The sequence below is a fragment of the Solirubrobacter ginsenosidimutans genome (assembly GCF_027587205.1).
The window spans coordinates 225,045-241,878 of record NZ_JAPDOD010000001.1 but is presented as its reverse complement, the minus strand read 5'-3'; the positions used below and the strand labels follow the sequence as shown (position 1 = coordinate 241,878).

18 protein-coding genes are annotated in these 16,834 nt (G+C 70.7%); 7 read left to right on the top strand and 11 right to left on the bottom strand.

Annotated features, from left to right (window positions below; genetic code table 11):
- Position 1: 1 nt before the first annotated feature.
- Complete coding sequence (locus OM076_RS01125) at positions 2–337, bottom strand: tetratricopeptide repeat protein (protein WP_270037448.1); 336 nt, start codon at positions 335–337, stop codon at positions 2–4.
- 109 nt (positions 338–446) lie between these two features.
- On the opposite strand from OM076_RS01125, the gene OM076_RS01120 reads away from it, so the two are divergent.
- The gene (locus OM076_RS01120) at positions 447–1,793 is read left to right on the top strand and encodes a vanadium-dependent haloperoxidase (RefSeq protein WP_270037447.1); all 1,347 of its coding nucleotides are present in this window, start codon (positions 447–449) and stop codon (positions 1,791–1,793) included.
- A gap of 138 nt (positions 1,794–1,931) precedes the next feature.
- Positions 1,932–2,333 (top strand): hypothetical protein, encoded by a 402-nt coding sequence (locus OM076_RS01115; protein ID WP_270037446.1) that lies wholly within the window; start codon positions 1,932–1,934, stop codon positions 2,331–2,333.
- 6 nt (positions 2,334–2,339) lie between these two features.
- Here the strand turns inward: OM076_RS01115 and OM076_RS01110 are convergent, their stop codons facing one another.
- Together OM076_RS01110 and OM076_RS46715 are read right to left on the bottom strand one after the other, a co-directional pair.
- Positions 2,340–2,648: a DUF1963 domain-containing protein gene (locus tag OM076_RS01110; protein ID WP_272597438.1), complete on the bottom strand. Its 309-nt coding sequence runs from the start codon at positions 2,646–2,648 to the stop codon at positions 2,340–2,342.
- A complete protein-coding gene (locus OM076_RS46715; RefSeq protein ID WP_372517987.1) occupies positions 2,578–2,871 on the bottom strand; it encodes a DUF1963 domain-containing protein in 294 nt (97 codons plus the stop codon). The genes OM076_RS01110 and OM076_RS46715 overlap by 71 nt, the downstream gene beginning before the upstream one ends.
- Positions 2,872–2,984: 113 nt before the next feature.
- Here OM076_RS46715 and OM076_RS01105 point away from each other — a divergent pair, with 113 nt between their 5' ends.
- From OM076_RS01105 to OM076_RS46710, 4 genes are all read left to right on the top strand, one after another.
- Positions 2,985–3,986 (top strand): TolB family protein, encoded by a 1,002-nt coding sequence (locus OM076_RS01105; RefSeq protein ID WP_270037445.1) that lies wholly within the window; start codon positions 2,985–2,987, stop codon positions 3,984–3,986.
- Positions 3,987–4,496: 510 nt separating this feature from the next.
- Positions 4,497–5,222 carry a hypothetical protein gene (locus OM076_RS01100; protein ID WP_270037444.1) on the top strand — a complete coding sequence of 242 codons (726 nt, stop codon included), beginning with the start codon at positions 4,497–4,499 and terminating at the stop codon, positions 5,220–5,222.
- A 160-nt stretch (positions 5,223–5,382) separates the two neighbouring features.
- A complete protein-coding gene (locus OM076_RS01095; RefSeq protein WP_270037443.1) occupies positions 5,383–5,616 on the top strand; it encodes a hypothetical protein in 234 nt (77 codons plus the stop codon).
- Complete coding sequence (locus tag OM076_RS46710; RefSeq protein ID WP_505017717.1) at positions 5,603–6,049, top strand: transposase; 447 nt, start codon at positions 5,603–5,605, stop codon at positions 6,047–6,049. Before OM076_RS01095 ends, OM076_RS46710 begins: the two co-directional genes overlap by 14 nt.
- A gap of 52 nt (positions 6,050–6,101) precedes the next feature.
- On the opposite strand, the gene OM076_RS01090 is transcribed toward OM076_RS46710, so the two are convergent.
- The 5 genes from OM076_RS01090 to OM076_RS01070 form a co-directional block, all read right to left on the bottom strand.
- Positions 6,102–6,878: an SMI1/KNR4 family protein gene (locus OM076_RS01090; protein ID WP_270037442.1), complete on the bottom strand. Its 777-nt coding sequence runs from the start codon at positions 6,876–6,878 to the stop codon at positions 6,102–6,104.
- 233 nt (positions 6,879–7,111) lie between these two features.
- Positions 7,112–8,038, bottom strand: coding sequence for a tetratricopeptide repeat protein (locus OM076_RS01085; RefSeq protein WP_270037441.1), 927 nt, complete (start codon positions 8,036–8,038; stop codon positions 7,112–7,114).
- Between the two features lie 112 nt (positions 8,039–8,150).
- Positions 8,151–8,276 (bottom strand): hypothetical protein, encoded by a 126-nt coding sequence (locus OM076_RS01080; RefSeq protein WP_270037440.1) that lies wholly within the window; start codon positions 8,274–8,276, stop codon positions 8,151–8,153.
- An 18-nt stretch (positions 8,277–8,294) separates the two neighbouring features.
- Positions 8,295–8,453, bottom strand: coding sequence for a hypothetical protein (locus tag OM076_RS01075; RefSeq protein WP_270037439.1), 159 nt, complete (start codon positions 8,451–8,453; stop codon positions 8,295–8,297).
- Positions 8,454–8,483: 30 nt separating this feature from the next.
- Complete coding sequence (locus OM076_RS01070; protein WP_270037438.1) at positions 8,484–8,780, bottom strand: hypothetical protein; 297 nt, start codon at positions 8,778–8,780, stop codon at positions 8,484–8,486.
- A gap of 270 nt (positions 8,781–9,050) precedes the next feature.
- Between OM076_RS01070 and OM076_RS01065 the strand changes: the two genes are divergently transcribed.
- Entirely contained in the window at positions 9,051–12,971 is a 3,921-nt protein-coding gene (locus OM076_RS01065) for an ATP-binding protein (RefSeq protein WP_270037437.1), read from the top strand.
- A 329-nt stretch (positions 12,972–13,300) separates the two neighbouring features.
- Here OM076_RS01065 and OM076_RS01060 read toward each other — a convergent pair whose 3' ends face one another.
- The 3 genes from OM076_RS01060 to OM076_RS01050 all read right to left on the bottom strand — a co-directional run bounded on the left by OM076_RS01060 (position 13,301) and on the right by OM076_RS01050 (position 16,784).
- Positions 13,301–14,710, bottom strand: a complete 1,410-nt coding sequence (locus OM076_RS01060) for a transposase (protein WP_270037436.1) — start codon at positions 14,708–14,710, stop codon at positions 13,301–13,303.
- A 37-nt stretch (positions 14,711–14,747) separates the two neighbouring features.
- A complete protein-coding gene (locus tag OM076_RS01055) occupies positions 14,748–14,957 on the bottom strand; it encodes a hypothetical protein (protein WP_270037435.1) in 210 nt (69 codons plus the stop codon).
- A 240-nt stretch (positions 14,958–15,197) separates the two neighbouring features.
- Complete coding sequence (locus tag OM076_RS01050) at positions 15,198–16,784, bottom strand: right-handed parallel beta-helix repeat-containing protein (RefSeq protein WP_270037434.1); 1,587 nt, start codon at positions 16,782–16,784, stop codon at positions 15,198–15,200.
- Positions 16,785–16,834 lie beyond the last annotated feature (50 nt).

The window sequence follows — 16,834 nt, the reverse complement described above, 5'->3', positions numbered from 1 at the left end:
GCTACCCGTCGCGATCCTCGCACTCCGGGCGCGTCCGCGCCAGCGCGGCGGCCGTGCGCCGCACCTCGGCGTGCTCGGCCCCGAGCACCCGCCGTCGGATCGTCAGCGAGCGGATGAGCAGCTCGGCGGCAGCCACTCGGTCACCGCGGCGATCCGCGATCGACGCCAGCCGGTCGAGGACCCCCGCGACGTCGTAGTGGTCCGGGCCGAGCACCCGCTCGAGCGTCGCCAGGACCTCGCCGAGGACCTCCCACGCTTCGCGATCGCGTCCGCGCGCCTCGAGGATCGCCGCAAGCGCGCCGCGGTCCGCCGCTGCCTCGAGCTCCCCGGCGCTCATCCCCGAACGGTGGCGCCCGCCGGTCGAGATTCGGTAGAGGCAGGCCCCTCTACCGAGCTTCGACCGCCATGAGCGTTGATGGGCGGACATCCAACAACAGGAGAGGGCTGTGAAATCGAGATCCGCAGTTCTGACCGCGCTGGTGGGAGCGGCCGTCCTGGCCGGTGCCGAGCCCAGCGTCGCCGCCACACCGCCGGCCACCCAGTGCTCGCCCACCGCCAACTACGCGGCCGCGACGAACCCGGTCGCCTACTGGAGCACCGAGGCGCGCTGCGCCGTCGTCCCCGCCTCGGCCGGGCCGGAGAACTTCGGCAACAAGTTCCCGGGTGACGCCGCCGTCTACATGGGCATCGTCCACGTCGCCATCTACCACGCGACGGCGGCCGTCGAAGGCCGCCACGGTGCGTGGTCGGCGCACTTCCGCCGCTCGTGGCGCCCGTCGGCGCCCGCGGCGATCGCGGCAGCCACCTACGACACCCTCGCCGGTCTCCAGCCGACGCTCGCCCTCGCCCCCGGCGGGCAGGCGACACTCGCCGCCGACTACGCCGCGTATCTCGCGGCCGTGCCGGACGGCCCCGCCAAGCAGGCTGGGGCCGCGGTGGGCAAGCGCATCGCAGCGGCCGTGCTCGCGTGGCGCGCGAACGACGGGCTGGAGCGCAACCCGGTGCTCTCCGACCTCAACCCGCCGGCGCCGGGCATCGGCGTCTGGCAACCGAACCCGGCCGTCCCGCCCGCCACGACCCCGCCACCACCTGCCGGCCTGCGCCTCCCCGGGGTCCGGCCGCTCGTCCTGCGCAGCGCGTCGCAGTTCCGGCCCGGACCGCCCTTCGCGCTCGCGAGCCCCGAGTACGCCCGCGACGTGAACGAGATGAAGGCGATCGGCGGGGCGGTCTCAAGCGTCCGAACCGCGGACCAGACGACCCAGGCGCTGTTCTGGACCGACCACGACGCCCGGCAGTGGAACGACGGCCTGCTGCGCCTCGCGGCGGCCCGCGGGTTGAACCTCGTGCAGACCGCCCGCATGCTGGCGATGGCCCACGTGTCCGGCGCCGACGCGATCATCGCCTGCTTCGACGCGAAGTACCACTACTGGTCCTGGCGGCCCTACCAGGCGATCCCGCAGGCTGACCTGGACGGCAATCCCTTGACGGTCGCGGACGCGTTGTGGCGCCCGCTAGGCTCGACGCCGAACCACCCCGAATATCCGGCGGCGCACGCCTGCCACACCAGCGCGGTCGTCACGGCGCTGCAGGCGTTCTTCGGCACCGACAATGTCGGGCTCTCACTCGACAGCCGCGTCACGGGCACGACACGCTCCTTCCGCCGTCTCCACGACGCGGTCGACGACGTCGGCGTCGCACGCATCCTCGCCGGCTTCCACTTCCGCCACTCCGTCGACGTGGGCACCGACCTGGGCCACACCGTCGGCCGCTACGACACCGACCACGGCTTCTAGCCACTCGGCTGATCACCGTTCGGCTTGGCTTGGGAGGCGCCCGACGCGGGCGCCTCCCAGCCGCCGTTCGCGTCGCTTCGCCGAAGGATCTCGTCAACGACGTGCAGGATCGGCGTATGGACGGGTAATCCGAACGCCATGCCTGACGTCTCTCACGCAGCGATCGACGAGCTCACCGCAGTCGACTTCTTGGACGGATTCACGTTTCGCCGTGCCGGCGCGCAGCTGGACGTCACACCGTTTGGGATGTCGATCATCGACATGCCGCCCGGAACGACTGACTATCCGGCACACGATCACTCTTCAGAGGGCCCTGGCAATCCGCCCGCCCAGCAGCTCGGCCAGGAGGAGGTGTACATCGCGCTACGCGGATCGGCCGAAGTGGAGATCGACGGCCTCCGGTACCCGCTCGATGACACGCACATCATGCGGGTCGGGCCTACCGCTCGACGCAAGATTCTGCCGGGCCCCGATGGCCTTCGGCTACTGGCGCTGAGCGGCAAACCTGGACACGCCTACGATCCCGCCGCCATGGCCTGACGTGGATCAACAGCTTTGGATCGCGCAGACCGTCCTGTGGAACGTGCCCGCGCGGAGATCGCCCGTTGGGATGAGCACCGTGTAAGCCCCGACGTCGACGATCTCAAGGCCGAAGCTGTCGTCGTTGTGCAGCGACAGCAGGGTCTGCCAGGCGCCAGGGTCTGCAAGCTGCGCATCAGGTCGGTATCCGAGGAAGGCGGCGACCGTCGCGTTCTCGGCCAATGGCTCAGACGGATGCCAGCCGTCAGGGCTCAGGACGGGATGGCTCTCCGGCGCGGTGAGGAAGCCCGTCGGCCGTACCGGCACTTCGGGCAACTCGCAGACACGCTCGCTGGTTGGCGAACGCGCGCAGCAGCAAACCGGCGGGCGGCCGCAATGCGGATGCCGTCCATTCCTCAGCCCACTCCGGTAGCTCGTCGCAGTTGACCTGCGCCAGGAACGTCATCGGAATGCCGCTGTGGTTGTGCGGCCAAAGCTCGTCCGGGGCGACTTGGACAGCCTTGCATGCGATCGACTGGACCACGACGGCAGCGCGCATCATGAGCCGTGAGGCGTCTGCTGGACGTGCGCCGCGGCTGTGTATAGGGTCGATTTAGCGGTAGGCGTCAGGTCCGACACGGAGGTGAACCCGTGGGATTGCTTTGCCGCTCTTTGGTTGTCGCTGCGCTGCTCACGCTCGCCGTCGCCAGCCCTGCCCAGGCGACGTTCTTCGGTCGCAACGGCAACATCGCTTTCGGGCGCCTGATTGCTGACGACCCGAACTTCGTTAGGCACCTGTTCACGACCGGCGCCAATGGTTCGGGTCTGTCCCAGCTCACGGCGTTCGGGTTCGGTACGTTCAGCGACTTTCCCGACTACGCTCCGGACGGGCGCACGGTTGCGTTCCAGCGCTTCGACGTCGCGTCCGACACGACGCAGCTCTGGCTCGTCGACGCGGACGGGCGCAACCCGCGCCAGCTGACCGCGTTCCCCGACGGGGCGTACGACCCGGGGTTCTCCCCTGACGGTCGCACCCTGGCGATTGACAGCTTCGTGGCGCCCGACCCCGGCATCTTCCTCATCCCCGCGAAGCCCCGCACCGGCGCGCCGCTGACGAACGCCAGCGCACAGCGGGTGACGCGTGTGACCGACGGCGGGTTCGACTCCGAGCCCCAGTTCTCCCCGGACGGCCGCTGGATCGCGTTCACCCGTTACAGCGTCGAATGCGCCGACGATGACCCGAGCGACTGCCTGACCCGGATCTTCAAGGTTCGCACCAACGGCACGCAATTGACGCAGCTCACCGGGCCCGAGCTGAACGCGTCCGCGCCCGACTGGCACCCGACCGGGCTGGCGATCGCGTTTGACACCCATGACGATGGCCTGGCGCCGAACGCCGGGCACATCATGGTCATGCTCGCCGACGGCTCGCACCAGAAGGTCATCGTCCGCGGCGCCCAGGACAGCTACTACCAGAACCCATCGTTCTCGCCGGACGGGACCCGGGTGAGCTACGCGAAGTGGCCGCTACTGCCCGACGGAATCAGCGCAGACACGTCGGAGATCTGGACGGCGTGGGTGACCGGCGACGGGCAGCGACGCGCCTCGAGCGGCGCCATCAGCGACAACAAGCCCGACTGGGGGTCGCGATCGCTGTTCGGCGACGACCACTGACCCGAACGACCGGCAGCGGGCGTCCGCGCAATGCGCATCCGCGGATGAGACACGGGCTCGCTAACCGACGTGTCGCAGAAGTCAGCCGTCGTCCCCCGCACCCCAATCTGTGGTGTCGAGATTCACGTTTCCCAGAACGAGGGCGGCGCCGGTCAGCCACGCCGCTACGGAAATGCCTCCGATAGCGAGCAGCCACCTTGATGCGGCTCGCGCGACTTCCCGATCGCGAAATCCGGCGAGAGCAGCGATGCCGCAAAGGGCAGCGCTGGCGAGGAGTCCACCACCTAGGAGGTAGAGCCCAATGGCTTCGCCATCCGACGGGTGAGCAAGGCAGTAGCGAACGGCCTCTCGAACGACCAGGAAGACAATGAGGAGGCCGGAACCCCATAACGCCAAAGTCACCACGACCATGTCGAGTCCTTCCGCACCTAGAGCACGCGGCCCGTACCCTGAACGCTCGACCAGCTCTGACCGATGTGATGGACCGCGCAGCCGGTGCGTAGTACGTACATGAAGCGTGTGTGGCTGGTCGTGGCGAGCGTGTCTGTCGCGGTCGTGTGCGTGTCCACACCGGAGGCGCGGGCGAGCTGCCTTTCGGCGGTGATCGTCGATGGAGCGGTCCTGATCGGTTACGGCGCATCCGATTGGACGCTGCCGCGCCCGGCCGGAGAGATTTCCGCCGTGAACCCCGCCTGCAACGACGGCGGCCCGAGAAGACCCGACGGCAGGACGACGGTCGTGCGGTTCGCAGGAGTCCCGGCCGACATAGCGGTGCGCTCCGTCGACGGCTCCAACGTGTATATCGCGGACGGATCACTCACCGCACTCGCGACACACCCACTGCACCGGTCGACCGGCCGCGTCGCCCGCCGGCGTTGCGCGCGCAAGTCGACGCGCGGGGGCGCCGCGGGTAGGGCCGGTTTCGACTCGATCGAGCTGATCGCCGATGGGCGGAGCCGCTTCTATCGGGTCGACGCGCGTACCGTGCTCGTGAATCGGCCCGCGTATCAACCGATCCGCCCCGGTCAGCGGCTCTCGATCGCGGCTACACGATGCGGCACGCGGCTGATCGCCGATCGCATCGTATTCACGGGTCCGACGATCGTCGCGAAGCGCTACAGCGGACAGACAGATTCAACGCTCGGGTATGGGCTCCCTTGGGGCATCGTGCTCGCGCTGGGCGCGCTCGGCCTCGCGCTGGCCGCGTGGCTGATCGAGCGCGTGACCCGCCCTTAACGGAGTCAGTAGTTCACCCCACGCGACCTCGGATCCGAGAAAGCTGCGTCTTCGGCGAGGCCGTCTCGCGCGAGAATCGACAGCGACGTCTTCCGCTACCGATTGCCCGTGACGAGCAAGGCGTCGGCGTGGGGCCTCATCGCGACGATAGCTTGGGCGGGTGATCGTTGCCGCGACCGGAATACTGCTGTTCTTGCTCGGGAGCGTCGGCGCGTGGCACGCGCTGCGCGCCTCCGACTACGACGATCGCTGGAACGACCGGTCGCCAGCTCGCTTTGCGCGGTTCGGGTATCGCGAAGACCGGCTCCCGATGACACGTGGTCGTCGCATTGGAGGTGTCGCATCCGGCCTGGCGCTCATGGCGCTAGGGATCGTCTTGCTTGCCACGAGCTGAGGCCCAACGGCGGCTCCGCGTCCTGGCCCGGCAGAGTGCCGTTGAGGCGATGGACTTGGAGGCGTTCTACGGCGCCTATCGAGCTGACGGACGCAGCCGGCCGGCGTTTGATCCGGCGATGATGGTCGCGTTGATCCTGTACGCGTACCCGCGGGGTAATCGGTCGTCGCGGGCGATCGAGCGCGCGTGCGTGAGGACATCGCGTAGTCGTCTCACCCGACTTCGACACCCTCGAACGGACCATCGGCGCGGCCCGCAGCGAACGCACGGCGGCCGGTGTCACTGCGCTCCCGCGCGTGGTTGTCGCGGACTCGGGCTACTGACACACCCAGCAGATCCAGCGTCTCACCGGCGACGGCATTTCGGTCCTGATCAGGCCCGAGTCCGGGCTGCGAACCGCCCCCAGGCCGGGCTGGCGCGGCGGGATCTATGACTTCATGCGCCGCGTGTTGGCGACCGAGCACGGCAGATCTGGCCAGGGCACTTCAGACCCAGCCGCTGACGCGATCCGCCCACGCCTGGACGGCCTCGCGGACGGGGGTGATGTCCTCATCGACGCGGACGTAGAGCACCTCTTTGCTCCGCATCGCCACCGAGCCTGCGAGTCGGTTACAGATCGACGGATCGAGCGCGGCGAGGAGCTCGTCGAGCCGTTGCGCTCGGGCCCCGCCCAGAGCACCAGCGAGGTCGAGGTCGACGTGATAGACGCCGAGAGCCATCCCGTAGCCGCTGATCACGAACGGCTGGTGTCGCTCCCTCGGCCGCGCGGGCCGGCTGAAGAACGTCACTTCGCGGATCACTTCGCTCGGCCGGAAGAGCTCGTCGCGCAGCGCGACCGCGAGCAGTTCCGTGGCCGTCAGCTGGTAGCGGTGCCAGGTGCCACCGTCATCCTCAAGCAAGGTCGTCCACTCGTTCGGCGGTCCCGCCACACGCCACCAGAGCAGGTACTTGAGCTCACCGGTCGCGAACGGCAACAGGCCGCCGGGGTCCGGGAACATCGGCATCCCATGCTCGTAGTCGATGGCCATGTCGCGCCAAAACGTCGAGGTGACGTCGTCTCCCCGATCTTGCGCGAACGGAGTGAGCGGTGACCATGACCAGCCGTTGGAGAAGCTGCCGTGGCCGTACGTGTCGCAGAAGGCCTTGTAGTCCTCAGGTAGCGCCGTCCCGAGCCTGCTCTCGGCCGCGGACCAGTCGAACGGCGCGCCGGCGGGAGTGGCCGGCGGGCGAACCAGATCGCGTATCTCCTCGAGTCCACGCACGGCCCGGGGTCATACGCGCCGCGGCGGATCGCTGCCGCGGGCAGAGATCCGGTCCTCCGCGCGTACTCGATCGATGCGCCGCAACGGGGCCTCCTCCGACAGCCACAACGAACTACGCGACGGCAGAGTCTCGAAATTCGCGCAAAGCAGCAGCGCCCAAGAGTCTTCAGATTCCACAATTGCGTCGCTCTGGGCGGTGCGAGCCGGAGCGGACCAGTGCGACCCGACGCGTGTCAGGGTGACCGGCGGTCTGGATCGCCTGGGCGCTGCGTGTCGTCGAGTCGCGCGAGGTTTGCCCGGAGCGTTGTGGCCTGTGGATGGCCGTCGAGCCCGCGGGTTTCGAGCAGACGCAGGGCGCGCTCGGTGTGTTGTCTTGCGGCGTCCGGGTCGCCGGCGCGGCGGCAGACGACGCCGAGGGTGCCGATCGTGGGTACGAGCTCGACGTGGTCGTCGCCGAGCGTGTGCTCCTTGATCGCCAGGGCTCGGCGCAGGCGCATCGCGGCGGAGTCCAGGCGGCCGCGGCGCGCGTCGATCGCGCCGAGGTTCGCAAGGGTCACCCCGACCTCGTGGTGGTCGGGCCCGAGCGTTCGCTCGAACACCGCGAGAGCGGCCTCGAGCAGTTCCGCCGCCTCGTCGTGGCGTCCGAGCGCGTCGAGGATGGCGGCCAGTGCGGCGCGATCGGCGGCGGCCTCGGGATGGTCGGCGCCGAGACTGGCCTCTCGGATCGTGACTGCTCGGCGAGCGGCTTGTTCGCCGTCGGCGGGTCGCCCGGCGGCGTGCGCGAGGCCGCCGATGTTGTGCAGCACCGTCGCGACCTCGGGGTGCTCAGGCCCTAGCCTCAGCGCGAGCACCGCGTACGCGCGTTCATACAGCGCGGCGGCTTCACGGAAGGCGCCCGTGTACTTGAGCACGACGCCGAGGTCATTGCAGACGCTCCCGGTGGCGAGATGGTCGGCGGGCAGCGCACGGACCGCGAGCGCCAGAGCGCGCCGGTAGTGGCGCTCGGCGCCGTCGAGGTCACCGGTTTGGCGGTGCTTGGCGGCGAGGCGCTGGTGGCGGACGACCCAACGGGCCGCGGCACTCTGGAGGAGCCTCGCCGACCTCGCCGCGCCGACATCGTCCGCCTCGCTCGGATCACTCGTCGAGGAGCAGCGTCTCACTGTGGTTCCCCAGCACCAGGCCCGCGCTGGCGGAGGCCGCGGGGATGAGCGTGGCGACCGTCGCGGCGATCGCGAACAGCGTGGGCTTGAGCATGTCGTCCTCCAAAAGGGTTCAGTCGTCGAGGAGCAGCGTCTCGCTGTGATTCGGGAACGTGCCCCCCGCGCTGGCGGAAGCGGCGGGGATGAGCGTGGCGACCGTCACGGCGATCGCGAACAGCGTGGGCTTGAGCTTGAGCATGTCGTCCTGCAAAAGGGTTCAGTCATCGAGGAGCAGCGTCTCGTTGTGATTGGGACCGAGTCCCGCACTGGCTGACGCGGCGGGCAGGAGCGTGGCCGCCGCGATCGCGATGGCGAACAGCGTGGGCTTGAGCTTGAGCATCTCTTGCTTCTTGTCCTTCGGATGGGCGATCGACACGGACGGAGGTCGCCCGGGCCGCGGCACGCCCTAGGGGGCGACCGTGGTCTCGCGCAGCTCACGCATGACGCGGTCGCCTTGCGCGCGGGGAGTAACGGACTCGAGCATGGACCGCGGGTTCTGCCTCGGCCGCGACGTCGTCTCGGCAAGGCCGGAAGTGCAGGGCGCGTGCTGGGGGTCCGCTGAGCTGAGGTTCGCCGACGTGCGCGTGGCGGGGTCGCTCAGGTGAACGGCAAAGTCGATCGGCTGCGCGGTCGCGGGCGAGGCCAGCGCCGCGGCGGCCAGGACGGCGGCCAGCGGGACGGTGATGGTGCGGGTGGGGCGCATGCGCGTCGCTCCTTGGGATTTCGACTGCGGGATGCGGTCGACTGTGGGCACCCTCGCGGGCGCCGCGAATGCCGCGCTAACGTCGCGCTAAGGCGACGCGGCGTTAGCGCGGCGGTGGGGGAGGAATGGCGCATCGGCGCGTCGCGCTCGACCGTCCCGCGGCTGCGGGCATCGCGCGCTCGAGGCCATCGTCCGTGCGGCGCGCCGGGTCATACGTGGCATCCGTTTCCGGGTGTGGCGCCGCTGTCGACGTGGCCATAGACTGTCCGCGTGTCCGGTGACGGGCTGCGGTTCGGTCTGTTGGGGCCGCTTGCGGTGACGCGCGGCGACGAGCCGGTCCCGCTCGCCGGCGCGCGTCGCCGTGCGCTGCTGGCGCTGCTGGTGCTCCATGCGCGCGAGCTGATGACGAGCGACCGGCTGGCCGAGGAGCTGTGGGTCGGCCGGCCGCCTGCGACGGCGCGGACGGCGCTGCAGATGCACATCCGCGCGCTCCGTCAGGCGCTCGGCTCCGAGCTGCCGTTGCGCACGGTGCCCGGCGGCTACGTGCTGGAGATCGCCGCCGAAGCGTGCGATGTAAGCGAATTCGAGCAACGCGCCGCCGCCGGTGCCGCGGCGTTGCGGGCCGGCGATCCCGAGACGGCACGGCGCGAGCTCGTCGCCGCGTTGAGCCTGTGGCGCGGGCCGGCGCTCGGCGAGCTGGCCGATGAGCCGTCCGCCCGGCCGGAGGCGGCTCGGCTGGAAGATCTGCGTTCGAGCACGGTGGAGGCGCGCATCGACGCCGACCTCGCGCTCGGCCGCCACGCCGATCTGCCCGGCGAGCTGGCGGCGCTGATCGCCGAGCACCCCTACCGCGAGAGGTTGCGCGGCCAGCTCATGCTCGCGCTGTATCGATGCGGGCGGCAGGCCGACGCGCTGGCCGAGTACCAGCGCGCCCGCGACACGCTCGTCGACGAGCTCGGACTAGACCCCGGCGAGGAGCTCCAGCGCCTACAGCAGGCCATCCTGGCCCACCACGTCTCGCTGGACCCGCCGCCGCGGCCGAAGTCGGCGGCGCCAGACATCGCGGCCGCAAGCGAAGCAACGCCGCCAGACGCGCTGGACGCGGCGTCGAGCGCGCCAGCGTGGCTCGACCGCCGCACGGTCATCGCACTGCTGGCCGCCGTGCATGCCGAAGCGGATCCGGAGGACGCCGGCAGGCTCATCGGCGCCGTAGGCGAGCGAGTGCGCGTCCACGTCGAGCGCTTCGGTGGGATGTCCGGGCCGCTGAGCGCTGGGGCCCTGCCCGCGGCGTTTGGCGTGCCTGCCGCGCACGAGGACGACGCGGAGCGAGCCGTTCGTGCGGCGCTGGCGATCCGCGACGAGTTGCGCGATGAGCCGAGCGTGCACGTGCGGGTCGCGGTGGCCACGACCGAGGCCCTGGTGGGTGAGGGCAGCGACCCCGGCGACCTCGCGGGGCCGGCCACGTGGCTGCTCTCCGCCGTCTCGGCCGGCAGCGTGGTCGTGGACGACCGGACCCGGAAAGCGACCCGCCAGCCGATCGAGTACCGCCTCGTCGAGAACGGCTGGGAGGCGCTGGCCGCGCGCACCGGGATCCGCGAAGGGCCGCCGGCGCGCGCCCCGCTGGCCGGCCGCCGGGCGGAACTCGCGCTGCTCGCCGCCGGGCTGGAGCGCGTGTGCGAGACGCGCGCGCCCGCGCTGTTCACCGTCGTCGGGCCGCCGGGCATCGGCAAGTCGCGCCTGCTCGCCGAGCTGGATCCGCAGGGCGCACGCGTGCTGACGGGCCGCTCGCTCCCCTACGGCCCGGGCCTGAGCTTCTGGGCGCTGGGCGAGATGGTCAAGCGCCTCGCCGGCGTGTTGGAGAGCGACTCCACTGCCGACGCCGGTGGGAAGCTCGCCGCGCTCGTGGCCGACACGGTGAGCGACGCCAGCGCCGCCGAGTGGGTCCTCCGGCACGCCACCGGACTGGTGGGCGCGGGCCCCACGGATGCCGTACCCGCGGGCGACCGGCGGGCGCAGGAGTTCGCCGCCTGGCGGACGCTGCTCGAGGCGCTGGCAGAGGAGCGCACGCTGATCCTCGTCTTCGAGGACGTCCACTGGGCCGACGACGGCCTGCTGGACTTCATCGACCATCTCGTCGACTGGGCCACGCAGGCGCCGATGCTGCTCGTCACCACCGCCCGCCCCGAACTGCTCGAGCGCCGGCCCCAGTGGGGCGGCGGAAAGCCCGACAGCACCACGCTCACGCTCGGGCCTCTATCGGCGGACGACACGGCCGCGCTCGTCGCCGCGCTCGCTCGCGGATCGCTCACGCCGCGGCAGACCGGCGAATTGATCGAGCGCTCCGGCGGCAACCCGCTCTACGCCGAGCAGTACGTCGAGGCGCTGGGCGAGAGCGACGGCGGCACGCCCGACCTGCCGGACACGGTGCGGGCGATCATCGCGGCGCGCCTGGACGCGCTTCCCGCATCGGACCGGCACCTGCTCCAGGACGCCGCGGTGATCGGCCAAGTGTTCTGGCCGTCGGCCGTCACGGCGCAAGACGCCGAGGAGCGGCTGCGTGCGCTCGAGCGCCGACAGCTCGTGCGCCGCAACCGGCGCTCGAGCATCGCCGGCCAGCCGGAGTACGGCTTCGTGCACGCGCTGCTGCGCGAAGTGGCCTACGAGCAGATCCCGCGCGCCCAACGCATGGTCAAGCACCTCGGCGCCGCCGGCTGGATCGAGGCGCTGGGACGACCGGACGACCACGCCGAGTTGCTCGGCCACCACTACCAGCAGGCGCTGGCCCTGTCGCGCTCCGCCGAACGCGACCTCGGCCCCGTCGTTCCCGAAGCCCGCGCCGCGCTCGCGTACGCCGGCGACCGCGCCCGGGTCCTCTACGCGTTCGCCGCGGCCGAGCGCTTCTACAGCGACGCCCTCGCGCTGTGGCCGCAGGACGCGCAGCACGAGCGCGCCGAGCTGATCCACCGGCGCGCTGTGGCCGCGTCGGAGCGGGGTGAGGAGGACCGGGGCGAGGCCCTCGATCAGGCCATCGAGGCGCTGCGCGCCTCCGGGGAGGAGGTGCTCGTGGCCGATCTGGCGCGGCTGCGGGCCGACGTCTGGTGGTTGACCGGCGAGCACGACCGCTGTTGGGATCACCTCAACCTGGCGTGGGAGCTCGTGGTCGACGCCCCCGCGAGCCCGGTAAAGGCACGGGTGCTCGCCGAATTCGTCCGCTTTGACATGTTCGCGGGGCGCTATGACGCGGAGCGCGTGCGCGCCGCACTCGACATCACCGGGGCGCTCGGGCTGGACGAGCTGCGGGCGCACGTGCTCATCAGCGCCGGGACGGCCCGCGTCGGGCAGGCTGACGACGAGGGCTTCGAGCAGCTCACGGAGGGCCTGGAGGCCGCGCGCGCGGGCAACTGGCTGTGGGCGGTCGCCCGGGGCGCTACTAATCTCTGCTCGGGGCTGAACTTTCACGGCCGGGCGCGTGAGGCGCTGGAGGCCAACCATGAAGCACTGCACGCCGTAGAGCGTTTGGGCAGCCCCTCGCAATGGCGCGTCGTTCGCACGAACATGATCGAGCAGTGGGCGGAAGCCGGAGATTGGGAGCTCGCCGTCCCCGCCGCCGATGAGTTCCTTGCGGAGTCCGAGCGCCTCGGCGTCTTCTACAACGCGATCGCGGTCGCGTTCGTCCGGGCCATGCTGCGGCTCGGCCTCGGCGACCTCGACGGCGCAATCGCCGATCAGGCATTCGCGGTCGAACACGCGCGCGTGGCCAAGGACCCCCAAAACCTGTACTACGCGCTCGCCGTCGCGGTGCACGTCCACGCCGACACCGGCCGGCTTGACAAGGCTCGCGAGCGCTTCGACGAGCTCCTCAGCCTCGACCCGGCCGCATTCCGTTACATCGGTCACGCGGGGGGCGACGTTGCCTGGGCGGCGCCGATGATCGACCGCACGAAGCCCGCCCAGCGCGCGCTCGCCGCTGCGGAGTGGCCATCCTTTCAGGCCGCCCGTGCGCTGATGGCCGGCGATGCCCCGCGCGCGGCGGCGATCTACGACACCCACGGCGCTGCCCGCTCCGCCGCGCTCGCGCGCCTGCGCAGCGGCGAACCGGCCCAGCTTCACCACGCGCTGGAGTTCTTCACGCGGGTGGGCGCAACGCGCTACGCCCGCGAGTGTGAGCGATTGCTCGTAGCTGCGCTCTGAGCGCGGGACGAGTTAAGCGTTGCCGGCATCGAGGCGAGCGATCCACGCGAGTCAGGCGTGGGCCGTCACCTGCGTGATCAAGCGGAAGCGCTGAGCATTGATGTCAGCGCGCGCCAGATCCCGGTGTGCGTGCAGATTGCAGTCCGGCGGCCAGTGAAGCGCCACACCGCCCGAGGCAGCTTGCGAACTCCAACCTGACGTCTGCTGTCGACGCGACGAGTGTGCTGCTTCTCGACGGGGCTGTCGCGTAAGTCGGTCGATGACTGCGGCGATGCTGTGGCGGTGTGGCAAAGTCAGCCGCGGCAGAGCCGTCGGGCCGGCGGCGGCCGTCAGGCCGCCGCGGTGGCGAGGTTGTGGTTGTGGAGCTTGAGCAGGTTGTGGGTCGCCATGCAGAGGCGCCATTCGGTTCTGACGGCGGCTCTGCCGCGGCGGTGGAAGCGGGTGATGCCGCGGTTGTGTTTGGTGTTGCCGAACACGGACTCGATGATGTGTTGTCGTTGCCGGTAGAGCGCCTTGCCGTGCTCGGTCGCCAGCACGCGGCGCATGAAGTCATAGATCCCGCCGCGCCAGCCCGGCCTGGGCGTGGTTCGCAGCCCGGACTCGGGCCGGATCAGGACCGGAATGCCGTCGCCGGCGAGCCGTTGGATCTGCTGCGTATGCCAGTAGCCCGAGTCCGCGACAACCACGCGCGGGAGCTCAGTGACACCGGCCGCCGCGAGTTCGCGACGGGCCGCGCCGATGGTCCGTTCGAGGTGCCCGAAGTCGGGTGAGACGACTTCGATCTCGGCCGCGATGACGATCTGGTGCTCGTAGGCCGCGGCCTGGGCGTTGTAGCCCTGCAGAAAGCCGTGCTGGCCCTTGACCATCCGCGAATCCAGATCGGTGGTGTTGACCACGGCCGGCGGGACCTCAGGTGGCGCATAGGGCTTCGGCGTGGTGGCCGGTCCGAGCCGCCAGCCGCGGTGGTCCTTGCCGCCGGCGCGAAAGCGCAGGTAGGCCTCGTTGGCACGAACCTCGGTCCAGAGCTGCTCATCCATGCGCCGCTTGGCCTCGCGGACGCGTTTGGCCCGTTCGCGCGGGATCGGCGCGCCCTCGGCGGCGCGCTGGTCATCCAGCCGGCGCTTGGCCTCTTTGAACCATTGCTGGCGCCCGTTGTGGGTGGAGACCTCCGGCGGCAGCTCGTCGCCGCGGCGATCACCGAAACGCTCGTCCTCCTCGGCATCGACCGCGCGGGCGTCCTCGATGACCTCGCGGGCGAGGCGCTCATAGTCGACATTCACTTCGCGGCTCGCGTTGGCCGAGACCTTGCTGCCATCCACCGCGACGACGTTCAGCCCGACCAACCCGGCGCTCGCGCACAGCCCCAGGACCTCGCCAAACACGCCGGCCAACGCGTCCTGATGGCGCTCGATAAAGCGCGCGATCGTCGCGTGATCGGGCTTGGCCTGGGCGGCGATCACTCGATACGCGATGTCTTCCACGCACGAGCGCTCGATCGCCCGCGAGGACCGATTGCCCCGCGCGTACGCGTACAGGATCAACGCGACCATCATCGCCGGATCAAACGCCGGCCGGCTGCGTCCGTCAGCTCGATAGGCGCCGTAGATCGCCTCCAGGTCCATCGCGTCGACGGCGCCGAGCACGAACCACGCGAAGTGATCCTCCGGCAGCCACTCGCGCGCGTCGGGTGGCATCAGAAACGACTGCTCGCGATCACACGCGACGAAGCTCGGAGCCATCCCGGAATCGTCTTAAACGAGCCGGACGCGATCGCTCTCAGGTCAATCCACGCAAAAGGAGCTCGCGATTTCGCACGCACGGACACAGCGCAGCCAGCCCGACAGCGATCACGGCGATCACGCCGACCTCGAGGCTCCAGGTCGCGACGAGCCCCACCAATCCGGCCGCCGCCAGCGGGGCGAGCTCGTCAATCACGGCGTCCAGAGTCCTCCGCACGCCATCGAACAACCACGTGGCCAACGTCATCTCAACGTCCTTTCTAGCGCCCGAGGCAGACCGATCCTGCCGGCATCGCCGCGCGCGCCTGCGCCCACGCAAAAGCAAGCGCCAACTCGCGACTTATGCGACAGCCCCCCACAAACTCGACACTTTGCTCGGCCCCGCGCCGGCGCTTTGAGCGAGTCAGTGGTGCGAACCCTCTTTCGCTCGCTGCGGCCAGCCCTGCCTGCTCGCGGCGGCGAGCACCGCCGCCGCGAGTGGCCCGGGTCAGCAGCCGGCGCACTGGTCGGGTCGGTTGCCTCGGATGCGGGTGCGGTCGAGTGTGATCGGCTCGCTGGTGAAGAGGCCTCCGCCGTGCGCGACGATCCCCGGGCCGGCCGCGATCGCATTGCCGGTGATCTCGCTGTCGGCCGCGCTGAACTGCGGGGTGAAGTCCTGGGAATCCGGCACGCGGCCGTTGAAGATGCCGCCGCCGAGTGCCTCGCCCGAGCGGCCGATGGCCCGAACCGTGTTCTGCGAGACGTCCGTAGCGCGCAGCGCGAGCGCGTCGACGTTCACGATTCCGCCGCCGCGGGCCGCGACGGTGCCTCTGCCGATCGCGCTGACCTGGTTGCCGGAGATCACGCTGCCGCGGACGTCGATCGTGTCGTCAGACCACGCCCACAGAGCGCCGGCGCCGGCGATCGCGGACCCGGCGCCGGCCACGGCGGTCGCGGTGTTCGCGACGAGGCGTGAGCCCGCGATCGTGCTCGCGACGTTGAGGTTGCCGGCGCCCGAGTCGGCCGATGCCATACCGGTCGATCCGGGCGGCACGCTGGCCGTCACGTGGTTGGAACCCACGATGCTGTCGCGCATGATGACGGGCCCGTTGCCCTGAAGGCCGCCGCTGAAGGCGATGGCGTCGCCGACCGTGTTGAACGCCGTCAGCGCGTTGTCCTCGATCCGTGAGCGCTCGATCGTCGCCGGCGAGTCGCCGCCGACGAACAGTCCGCCGCCGACGGTGTGCTGCTCGACGCTCGCCGGCCAGGACGACTCGAGGATCGCTCGGTTGCCCGAGATCGTGCTGCGCTGCAGGGTGACGCCGCCGGACTGCGAGAAGACCCCGCCGCCGTTGGCGTAGCGCGCGTTGGGCGGCAACGTGCGCGACTCGTTGTCGACGACCTGCGAATCGATCAGCGTCAGCGGGCCGATCGAGAAGATCCCGCCGCCTTCGGCGTCGCTGGCCAGCGGCGCCGCTCCGGGGCGCGTGCCGTTGCGATTGGCGGCCACGGTCGTGCGGGTGAGCGTGAGGCTGCCGGCGTTGTAGATGCCGCCGCCGTAGCCGCCGGCGTACGGGCAGGGACCGCCGGGGCATTGCCTGTTTGATGGCGAGGGCACGGTCGCGCTGGGCGCGGCGACGTTTCGCTCGATCACGCTGTCGGTGATCGTGACCGCGGCGCCTGGCGCACGGTCCTGGGACGACGGGATCAGTACGCCGCCCCCGAAGGCCATGTGAGTGACCGGGACGCCGTCGAGGATCGCCGAGCTTGTCACGCCGTCGCTGATCGTCACACCGCTGATCGCGATCGTCGGGGGATCGGGTGCGAACGGGGTACCGAGCGTGAGCACGGGTCCGCCGCCGCGGATCCGCGTCGCGCTCGCGCCGGCGCCGCGCAGCTGGACGTTCTTGTCGATCGTCACGCCGCCCGCGTGCACGCCGGGACCGACGCGGATGGAGTCGCCGTCGCGCGCCGCGTCGACGGCCTTCTGGATGCTGCGGTAGCAGCCGCCGCGCTCGGCGACGCACAGGTTCGCGGCGCTCGCAGGCGCCGCGGCCGTGCCGCACAGGCCAATCGCGAGCGCGGCTCTCAGCATCGTCCGTCGCTGTCTGCTCGCTGCAAGCATTTGCTGCCTCTTCTCACGCT

Coding starts and splice junctions, on each gene's coding strand:
- OM076_RS01055 (WP_270037435.1), bottom strand. CDS start 14,957: ATGACGTTGGCCACGTGGTTGTTCGATGGCGTGCGGAGGACTCTGGAC.
- OM076_RS01050 (WP_270037434.1), bottom strand. CDS start 16,784: ATGCTGAGAGCCGCGCTCGCGATTGGCCTGTGCGGCACGGCCGCGGCG.
- OM076_RS01100 (WP_270037444.1), top strand. CDS start 4,497: ATGAAGCGTGTGTGGCTGGTCGTGGCGAGCGTGTCTGTCGCGGTCGTG.
- OM076_RS01125 (WP_270037448.1), bottom strand. CDS start 337: ATGAGCGCCGGGGAGCTCGAGGCAGCGGCGGACCGCGGCGCGCTTGCG.
- OM076_RS01080 (WP_270037440.1), bottom strand. CDS start 8,276: ATGCTCAAGCTCAAGCCCACGCTGTTCGCGATCGCCGTGACGGTCGCC.
- OM076_RS01060 (WP_270037436.1), bottom strand. CDS start 14,710: ATGGCTCCGAGCTTCGTCGCGTGTGATCGCGAGCAGTCGTTTCTGATG.
- OM076_RS46715 (WP_372517987.1), bottom strand. CDS start 2,871: ATGCGCGCTGCCGTCGTGGTCCAGTCGATCGCATGCAAGGCTGTCCAA.
- OM076_RS01115 (WP_270037446.1), top strand. CDS start 1,932: ATGCCTGACGTCTCTCACGCAGCGATCGACGAGCTCACCGCAGTCGAC.
- OM076_RS01070 (WP_270037438.1), bottom strand. CDS start 8,780: ATGCGCCCCACCCGCACCATCACCGTCCCGCTGGCCGCCGTCCTGGCC.